This is a genomic window from Streptomyces anandii JCM 4720 (genome assembly GCF_014650655.1).
GTDB classification, from domain to species: domain Bacteria; phylum Actinomycetota; class Actinomycetes; order Streptomycetales; family Streptomycetaceae; genus Streptomyces; species Streptomyces anandii.
In genome coordinates this window covers 483-2,570 of sequence record NZ_BMVJ01000062.1, presented here as the reverse complement: position 1 = coordinate 2,570, position 2,088 = coordinate 483, and the positions used below count along the sequence as shown (strand labels likewise).

Sequence of the window (2,088 nt, the reverse complement as noted above, 5' to 3'; positions counted from 1 at the left end):
ACCGGATACGCCTCATACAACTCCCGGCCCATCCCCAACCGCTGGCTCCCCTGCCCCGTGAACAGAAACGCCAGCTTGCCCCGCTTCTCCGTCGTTCCACGGATCACGTGGGCGGAGGTGCCGTCGGTTGCGAGGGCCTGGAGGGCGGCAGTCGCCTCGGCGTGGTCCGAGGCCACGACGACCGCACGCTCTTCGAAGGACGAGCGGCTCACGGCCAGGGAGTAGCCGATGTCCGCGATGTCCAGCTCGGGCCGCGAGGTCAGATGCGACCAGAGCCGGTCGGCCTGGGCCGGCAGGCTGTCGGCGTCCTTGGCGGACAACAGCAGCGGCACGACGACCGACGATGCGGGACCGGAGGCCTCGGTACCTGCACCAGGCAGGTCGTCCTCCGGCGCCTGCTCCAGGATCGTATGGGCGTTGGTGCCGCTGAAGCCGAAGGACGACACGCCCGCCCGGCGCGGACGGTCGCCGGTCTCGGGCCACTGCTGGGCCTCCGTGAGGAGTGAGACGGCGCCCGCCTCCCAGTCCACGTGCGGAGTCGGCTCATCGATGTGCAGCGTGCGCGGCAGTACTCCGTGCCGCATCGCCAGCACCATCTTCATGACGCCCGCCACACCGGCAGCCGCCTGTGTGTGCCCGATGTTGGACTTGATGGAACCGAGCCACAGAGGCCGGTCCTCCGCCCGCTCCTGCCCGTAGGTCGAGATCAGCGCCTGCGCCTCGATCGGGTCGCCCAGCGTCGTACCCGTACCGTGCGCCTCCACCGCGTCCACATCCGCGGCCGACAACCCCGCCGACGCCAACGCCTGCCGGATCACCCGCTGCTGCGACGGACCGTTCGGAGCCGTCAGACCATTACTCGCACCGTCCTGATTCACCGCACTACCGCGCACCACCGCCAGCACGGGATGACCGTTGCGCCGGGCGTCCGACAGCCGCTCCACGAGCAGCATGCCCACACCCTCACCCCAGCCCGTGCCGTCCGCACCCGCCGCGAAGGCCTTCACCCGGCCGTCCGCCGCGAGACCCCGCTGACGGCTGAAGTCGATGAAGGTGCCCGGCGTGGACATCACCGTGACGCCACCGGCCAGCGCGAGGTCGCACTCGCCGTTGCGGAGGGACTGGATCGCCCAGTGGAGGGCGACGAGGGAGGACGAGCAGGCCGTGTCGACCGTGACCGCCGGTCCTTCCAGGCCGAACACGTAGGAGAGCCGCCCAGAGACGACGCTCGCCGCGTTGCCCGTGCCCATGTGCCCTTCGAGACCGCCCGAGCCACCCGGACCGCCCAGGTCGCCCGACCCTTCTGAGGCTTCTGAGGCCTCCAGCAGAAGCGACAGATAGTCCTGCCCGTTGGTGCCGACGAACACACCGGCCTGGCTGCCCCGCAGGGTCACCGGGTCGATGCCGGCCCGCTCGAACGCCTCCCAGGAGGTCTCCAGGAGCAGCCGCTGCTGCGGGTCCATCGCCAGCGCCTCACGCGGCGAGATCCCGAAGAAGGCCGGGTCGAACTCGGCGGCGTCGTAGAGGAAGCCGCCCTCGCGCACGTAGAAGGTGCCAGGTGTGTCGGGGTTCGGGTCGTAGAGCCGTTCGGTGTTCCATCCCCGGTCCAGGGGCAGCCCGGAGATGGCGTCTCCCCCGGAGGAGAGCAGCTGCCACAGGTCTTCCGGCGACCGTACGCCGCCGGGGAAGCGGCAGCTCATCGCGACGATCGCGATCGGGTCGTCCGCCACCATGGCGGCGGCCCTCGGCACCAGCTCGGTCGCCGCCGCCCGAGTGGCCCCTAGGAGCTCGGACCACAGGTGGTCCGCCAGCGCGGTCGGGGTAGGGAAGTCGTAGATCAGGGTGGCGGGGAGGCGCGATTCGACCGCCGCGCCCAGCCGGTTGCGCAGTTCGACCGCCGTCAGCGAGTCGAAACCCAGCTCCTTGAACGCCCGTACGGCGTCCACGTCGTCGGCGGTGGCATGGCCGAGCACCTGGGCGACGTGGGTACGGACGAGGTCCAGGACCGCCTGCTTCTGCTCCGACTCGGTGAGCGCCGCGAGCCGCTGGACCAGCGAGGAACGGGCGGCTGCGGCGTCGGCCGCCGGG

Annotated in this window: 1 protein-coding gene; it reads right to left on the bottom strand. The window is 71.1% G+C overall.

Annotated features, from left to right (window positions below; genetic code table 11):
* Positions 1-2,088 (bottom strand): type I polyketide synthase (locus tag IE249_RS35220; RefSeq protein ID WP_229860010.1); only part of this gene is annotated, 2,088 nt, incomplete at both ends.